The organism is Rhodococcus sp. EPR-134 (assembly GCF_001647205.1).
GTDB classification, from domain to species: Bacteria; Actinomycetota; Actinomycetes; order Mycobacteriales; family Mycobacteriaceae; genus Rhodococcus_F; species Rhodococcus_F qingshengii.
Map to the genome: position 1 here is coordinate 1 of NZ_LVCT01000028.1, position 6,771 is coordinate 6,771.

Annotated in this window: 6 protein-coding genes; 5 read left to right on the top strand and 1 reads right to left on the bottom strand. The window is 60.9% G+C overall.

The window, feature by feature from the left end; translation table 11 throughout:
* Positions 1 to 1,398: thiamine pyrophosphate-binding protein (locus A2J01_RS01120; RefSeq protein ID WP_064111551.1), on the bottom strand; the 1,398-nt coding region annotated here is incomplete at its 3' end.
* 99 nt (positions 1,399 to 1,497) lie between these two features.
* On the opposite strand from A2J01_RS01120, the gene A2J01_RS01125 reads away from it, so the two are divergent.
* The 5 genes from A2J01_RS01125 to A2J01_RS01145 all read left to right on the top strand — a co-directional run.
* Positions 1,498 to 2,433: a helix-turn-helix domain-containing protein gene (locus tag A2J01_RS01125; RefSeq protein ID WP_064111553.1), complete on the top strand. Its 936-nt coding sequence runs from the start codon at positions 1,498 to 1,500 to the stop codon at positions 2,431 to 2,433.
* 113 nt (positions 2,434 to 2,546) lie between these two features.
* Positions 2,547 to 3,986, top strand: a complete 1,440-nt coding sequence (locus A2J01_RS01130) for an aldehyde dehydrogenase (RefSeq protein ID WP_064111555.1) — start codon at positions 2,547 to 2,549, stop codon at positions 3,984 to 3,986.
* A 121-nt stretch (positions 3,987 to 4,107) separates the two neighbouring features.
* A complete protein-coding gene (locus A2J01_RS01135; RefSeq protein ID WP_064111557.1) occupies positions 4,108 to 5,514 on the top strand; it encodes a 4-hydroxyphenylacetate 3-hydroxylase N-terminal domain-containing protein in 1,407 nt (468 codons plus the stop codon).
* Positions 5,515 to 5,546: 32 nt separating this feature from the next.
* Entirely contained in the window at positions 5,547 to 6,530 is a 984-nt protein-coding gene (locus A2J01_RS01140) for an NAD(P)H-dependent flavin oxidoreductase (RefSeq protein ID WP_064111559.1), read from the top strand.
* 16 nt (positions 6,531 to 6,546) lie between these two features.
* Positions 6,547 to 6,771: acyl-CoA dehydrogenase family protein (locus tag A2J01_RS01145; protein WP_197494134.1), on the top strand; the 225-nt coding region annotated here is incomplete at its 3' end.

The following is a 6,771-nucleotide window of genomic DNA, read 5'->3' on the forward strand; positions in this document are numbered from 1 at the left end:
TATCACTGTCACAACAGGTATTCCATGACGGGCCATTGTGTCGAATTCCTGGATGTGGAATCCTGCCGCGCCGTCACCGGTAATGAGCACAACGGGTGATTCCGGTCGTGCCCGATGTGCGCCGATTGCGAAACCGGGCCCCACACCCAGGCATCCGAGGTAGCCGAGCCTCAAGACACCACCAACCTCTTCGGTGGTAGTGAAGAACTCGCCCCACGACGGCGCCTCGGCACCGTCCATCACGAAAGTAGTACCGGGCGGGCAGGCTTCGACGATCGCGCGCGCTGCAAAGTACGGATGCGCCTTACCGCTTTCCGTCGCTTCGTCCTCGAAACCATGCCGGTGCGCATGTTTCGCACTGGTGGCGGCATCGACCCAGGCACTCCAATTGGGCCATTGACGTTGATCAGCAGCAGTTTTCAAAGCGATGAGCGCTTCTCGACAGTCGGCAAGTATCGGAACGTCCACGTCCTGCATACGCCCGATTTCGGACGCGTCGACGTCGATCTGGACCAACCGCGCACCGGGGAACAAGCTGGTGCGTCCGCCGGTGAACATCCCGGCTCGGGCACCGACAACGAATACCACGTCGGGGGTCGGATACCCAAGGGCAGGTAACGAGCCGATCGCCAACAGTCCGCCGCCGGCCAGTCGATGGCTTGCGGGTACCGCTCCATCGGACTTCCCGGGGTAGAACACCGGCACGTCCACCGTTTCCGCGAACGCCACCAGCGCCGCGCTCGCATGGGAGAAAGTGACGCCACCTCCGATCACAATGGCGGGGTTCGTCGCTTCACCGAGCAGATCGAGAGCGGCCTCGACCGCTGCAGCAGTCGGACCCGACCTCGCACTCACGGTGTAGTTCACCGGAAATCTCACGGTGTCTTCGTCGGCTTCACCGAACATCACGTCGATCGGCACTTCGAGCAGCACCGGCCCCGGAATTCCGGTCGTCGCCTTACGAATTGCCAGAGCAACTATCTCGGGGACGCGTGCCGGATCGGTGATGCGGTATGCCCACTTGGTCACCGGAACAGCTGCGGCAATCTGATCGAAACCACCCTGAAGCGGATTCGTCTCGGTCTCACGCATCGGCGGAGCACCGACGACGAAGATAGTCGGCGTGCGATCGAGGAGTGCATTGGTCAGCGCGGTGTAGACATTCGTGAAGCCCGGGCCGGAGGTGACTACACAAACGCCGTAATTGCCCGTCACTCGCGCGTACGCATCCGCAGCGTGTCCCGCAGTGGCTTCGTGTCGGGTGTCGGTGAGCCGGATGCCGTGACGTCGACAGGCTACGAGGAAAGCATCCAAGTGCCCTCCGTGCAGGGTGAAGACCTCGGTTGTGCCCGCTTCAGCTAGTGCTCTGGCAAGTAATTCGCCACCGTTGACAATCATGTATTTCCTTCCGGAGTTTGCCGCTTGATTAACGATCGCTAAGTCATTCCACTGTATCGTGGGTCACAGTGCGACGCCAGAGTGGCATTATGCGAACACATGGCACGAAATTCCCCTCAAACCGATCGAATCGTCATGCTGACCGAACTGCTGGCATCCGACCCCACGGCGGGGCGGAGCCTCGCCGATATCGCACGACACCTCGGCGTCGCAAAGGCGACCTGCTACCCCATGGTCGTCGCTCTCGCCGAGGCCGGCTGGCTCGTCCGTCACCCGATCCGCAAGACCTACCAACTCGGCCCGGCGCTAGTCCCCATCGGCCAAGCCGCTTCCCGCGCAATCGATGTCGTCGATCTTTCACGCACCGTCATGCAAGAACTGGCCGACACATCCGAACTGGCCTGTCTCGGATTCATCCGATCCGGCGCCGACCTCGTTGTCGCCGAGGCAATTCAACCGATCTCCAAGCGCAGCGGAACTCTCGGCTTGCGCATCGGCGACAATGTGCTGATGGCACCTCCACTGGGTGCAGGCCTTGCCGCATGGTTCGACGAGAACGACCTCCACGAATGGTTTCTCCTCGGCAAGGAGGCATTGGACACGGAGGCCGCACTTCTACGGTCGGAGTACGAGCCAATCCTCACGGCCATTCGAGAGCGCGGGTTCGCCGTGGAATGCCTTCGCCAACAAGAACGTTCAATTTCCGACGCCGTCGCCGAGATGCGCGGCCCGGGAGTCGGCGGCCAGAGGGCAGCACTCGCACTGAGAGAAGCGCGACGTCTTCTGTCCGCGGATGTCGCGGTCGGAACACTCGACCTCGACGCCAATTATCAATTGCTGTCCGTCAATGCCGTCGCCTTCGCCCAGGACTCGACACCGGCGCTGATCCTCTGCTTGGTCGATGCCCCGTCCTCACTGACCGGGGAGCGGATCGCCGCACTGGGCAAACTTGTGCGTGAAGCCGCCGATCAGGTCACCACTCTCATGCACGGCCGGACACCTCGACCATTGACATCCACAGGCGGAGCAACATAGCTTGTGAGTCAAATGACTTATATAACGATCGCTAAGTCAATGAGTGTGGCGGTTTGCCTACGTCCACGTGAGCGCCCCGATCCCCGCACACCCACCCACCGCAAGGAGCCTGCATGATTCTCACTCACTCCGCCCTTTACATAGACGGAACCTGGCAATCACCGACGACTTCGGACGCCATCTCGGTGCACTCGGCCAGCACAGAAGAGAAGATCGGCAGCGTGCCGGGCAGCGCACCAAACGACGTCGATTCTGCCGTCGCGGCGGCGGGCCGGGCCTTCCGGACGTGGTCGCGACTCGAGCCTGCCGACCGAGCCGACGCCTTGGATCAATTTGCCGCAGCCTTGGGGCGTCGCGCCGACCTCACAGCCCGATTGGTCAGCCAGCAGAACGGAATGCCCGTATCGATCTCCACTGTCGCTGAAGGACAGGGACCTTCAGGGCTTCTGAGCTATTACGCCGCGCTTGCCCGCACGACCGAGCTCGAAGAACCCCGTCACGCGCTGGCCGGAACGGGAACCACCATCGTTCGGAAAGAACCGATCGGTGTTGTTGCCGCGATTGCACCGTGGAACTTCCCATCTCTTCTCGCAATGATGAAAATCGCCCCCGCGCTCGCATCGGGATGCACTGTCGTACTGAAGCCGTCACCCGAGACCTTGCTCGACGCGTTCGTCCTGGCGGAGGCCGCAATGGAGGCCGGTCTTCCTGCCGGTGTTCTCAACATCATCACCGGCGGACCCGAAATCGGCAAATACCTCGTCGCTCATCCGGGTGTACACAAGGTCGCGTTCACTGGCTCTACACCGGCAGGCCGACACATCGGAGCAACCTGCGGACAACTTCTGCGTCCGGTATCGCTCGAACTCGGCGGCAAGTCCGCCGCAGTCATTCTCGACGATGCGGACCTCGACGCGACGATGGCAGGTTTGGCGACGGCATCGTTGATCAACACCGGACAAACCTGCTACGCCTCGACAAGAATTCTCGCTCCCGTCGGACGCTACGAGGAAGTGCTCGATGCCGTCACCGCAATGGTCGAGTCGCTGCCGGTGGGCGACCCGTTGGATCCCACCACCTTCATCGGCCCTCTCGTGAGCGCCGGGCAGCGCGAACGTGTCGAGTCCTTCATCGCCGCAGGCACTGCGGAAGGCGCACGGATCACGACCGGCGGATCACGACCGCGCACACTCGAACGCGGATGGTTCCTGGAGCCAACCGTTTTCGGTAACGTCTCCGCAAACCACACGATTGCAACCGAAGAGATCTTCGGCCCCGTACTCTCTGTCATTCCATACACCGACGAGGCACAGGCCATCGCAATCGCCAACGATTCCGAGTACGGCCTCGGTGGAACCGTGTGGACTGCCGACTTCGACCGCGGAATGGAAATAGCCCGCTCAGTCGATACCGGTTCGTTCGGGATCAACGGCTACACACTCGATTTCGGAGCACCGTTCGGAGGCACCAAGGCGAGCGGCATCGGTCGCGAGCTTGGACCGGAAGGCCTGGCCGCATACTTCCAGACCAAATCGATCTTCACCACGGCCTGATTCGTCACCTGCGCCATGAGTGGCCGGAAATCGTCGAGCACATGATGATTGCACACTTACTTAACGATCGTTAAGCTAAGTTGAATGCAATAACCGCGACAGAAGATCAAGGAAGTATCCAGTGGCCGTGCGATCCAGTGACCAGTACCGAAAAGGGCTCAGCGACGATCGCCGAGTCTTCTACCGAGGCAAGAAGATTTCCGATGTCTACGCCGAACCCGAACTGACTCTCGCAGTAGATCATTCAGCACTGTGCTACGACATCGCCGACGATCGACCCGACCTCGCGGTCACCGATGTCGACGGCGACCCAGTCAGCACGTTCTACGTGGCGCCGACATCTGCGGACGACCTGATTCGTCGCGGCGCCCTGATCGAGGAAGTATCGCGGCGCGGCGGCGGAACCATCGTCCTCAAAGAGGTGGGCAGCGATGCGCTGTTCGCCCTTCTTCGTGCAACCAGCGGTGAAGGTCTCGAGAATGCGCGCGCTTTCTACAAGCGGGTCTGCGACGGCGATCTCGCACTCGCCGTCGCGCAAACCGACGTCAAGGGTGACCGGTCACTTGGACCGCGCCAACAGGCAGACCCAGACCTCTACCTGCACATCGTCGACGAGGACGCCGACTCCATCACCGTGCGCGGCGCGAAGTGCCACACTTCGTTCTCGGCGAACGCCGACGAGTTGATCGTGCTGCCCACCCGCGCAATGGGCCCCGAAGACGCCGACTACGCAGTGTCCTTCGCCATCCCGATCGACACACCAGGTCTCGAGCTGTACGTCTCTCCCTACGCAGCCGGAGAACGCAACTCCTTCGAATTTCCGATCTCCACGAAACACAAACTCCTCGAATCGCTCACCGTCTTCAACGATGTCCGAGTACCGAAAAATCGAGTCTTCCTCAACCGTCAACCCGAACTTGCCGGACCACTCGCGTTGGCGTTTGTCGATTACCACCGTTTCACCGCCATCAACTACAAGTTGCCCCTACTCGACATCATGGTCGGAGCAGCTTCACTGATCGCCGAGGCCAACGGCATCAACAAGGCAGGCCACGTGAAGGGCAAGATCACCGAACTGATCACCTGGAGCGAGACCGTGCGCGGACTGGCTCAACTCGCCGCCGTTCGATCAAAGCCAGGAGCACACGGTGTCAGGCAACCAGATCCGCTTGCCGTCAACATGGCCAAATACCACTTCGCACATGGATTCCACAACGCGGTCGCCATCCTCACCGATCTCTCAGGTGGCCTCCTCGCCACCGGCCCCGGCGGTGAAGACTGGGAGAATCCCGAAATTCGTGTAGTTCTCGAAAAATACTACGCTGCAGCAGTTCCTGCCGAAAAGCGTCTCCGTCTACTCAACTTCATTGCGGATCTGACCGCCCGCGACTACGGCGGATATCAGTCAGTCCTGGCCACGCACGCAGAAGGATCACTCGAGGCCGAGAAACTGCAGATCTCACGCTCCTTCGATCCGACGAGGGCACGCGAATACGTCAGTGACCTCGCCGGAATATCCCACCTCTGACCATTCGTCCCGAGAGAACAACAAGGATTTTCATGATCTCGACAGCATTCACGGAAACGTTCGGCGTTCGCCACCCCATCGTCCAAGGTGGAATGCAGTGGGTCGGCAGAGCAGAACTCGTCGCAGCCGTTGCCAATGCCGGCGCATTGGGATTCATCACTGCACTCACGCAGCCGACGCCGGCCGACCTGGCGAACGAAATCGCCCGATGCCGCGACCTGACCGACCAACCGTTCGGCGTCAACCTCACAATTCTGCCGTCGATCACGCCACCGCCGTACGACGAGTACCGCCAGGTGATCGTCGACTCAGGCGTGAAGATCGTCGAGACCGCAGGTTCCAATCCCGGTCCTCACCTGCCGATCTTCCATGACGCCGGAATCAAAGTGCTCCACAAGTGCACAACAGTCCGACATGCGGTCAAAGCACAGGATCGCGGTGTCGACGGAATCAGTATCGACGGATTCGAGTGCGCCGGCCATCCAGGGGAAGACGATGTCGCAGGCTTGGTCTTGATTCCAGCTGCCGCAGAAAAGATTTCGATACCCATGATCGCTTCCGGCGGCTTCGCCGATGCACGTGGTCTGGTCGCCGCGCTGGCGCTCGGAGCAGACGGCATCAACATGGGTACGCGATTCATGTGCACCACCGAGTCTCCGATCCACCAGAACATCAAAGAAGCCATCGTCGCTGCAGACGAAACACAGACCGAACTGATCTTCCGACCACTCCGCAATACTGCACGCGTGGCAAGCAACATCGTCAGCCGAGAGGTTGTCGACATACTCTCCCGCGGCGGACAATTCGAGGATGTGCGCGACCTGGTAGCAGGAGCGCGTGGGCGAAGCGTATACGAAACCGGTAATCCCGACGCCGGTATCTGGACGGTCGGCACATCACAGGGGCTGATCCACGACATCCCCACCGTCGACGAGTTGGTCCAGCGCATGGTGTCCGAAGCAGAGGCCATCATCGGGGCACGCTTGCGTTCGATGACCGAACGCGTTTCCGTCTAGGACAGGAGAGCAACCCATGCGTCGAACACTGTTCACAGCCGACCACGAGGCCTACCGAGAGACTGTGCGCGAGTTCATTGCCCGCGAGATCACGCCTCACTACGACAGCTGGGAAGAAGCCAGGCTCGTCGACCGATCAGCGTGGCTCGCGGCCGGCAAGATGGGTATTGTCGGCCTGGCCGTCCCCGAACAATACGGAGGCTCGGGTGAACTCGACTACCGGTACCGGTACGTGGTCGCC

What these genes read in the sequence shown, in the direction of transcription:
- A2J01_RS01125 (WP_064111553.1), top strand. Translation starts at nt 1,498, where the DNA reads ATGGCACGAAATTCCCCTCAAACCGATCGAATCGTCATGCTGACCGAA.
- A2J01_RS01130 (WP_064111555.1), top strand. Translation starts at nt 2,547, where the DNA reads ATGATTCTCACTCACTCCGCCCTTTACATAGACGGAACCTGGCAATCA.
- A2J01_RS01140 (WP_064111559.1), top strand. Translation starts at nt 5,547, where the DNA reads ATGATCTCGACAGCATTCACGGAAACGTTCGGCGTTCGCCACCCCATC.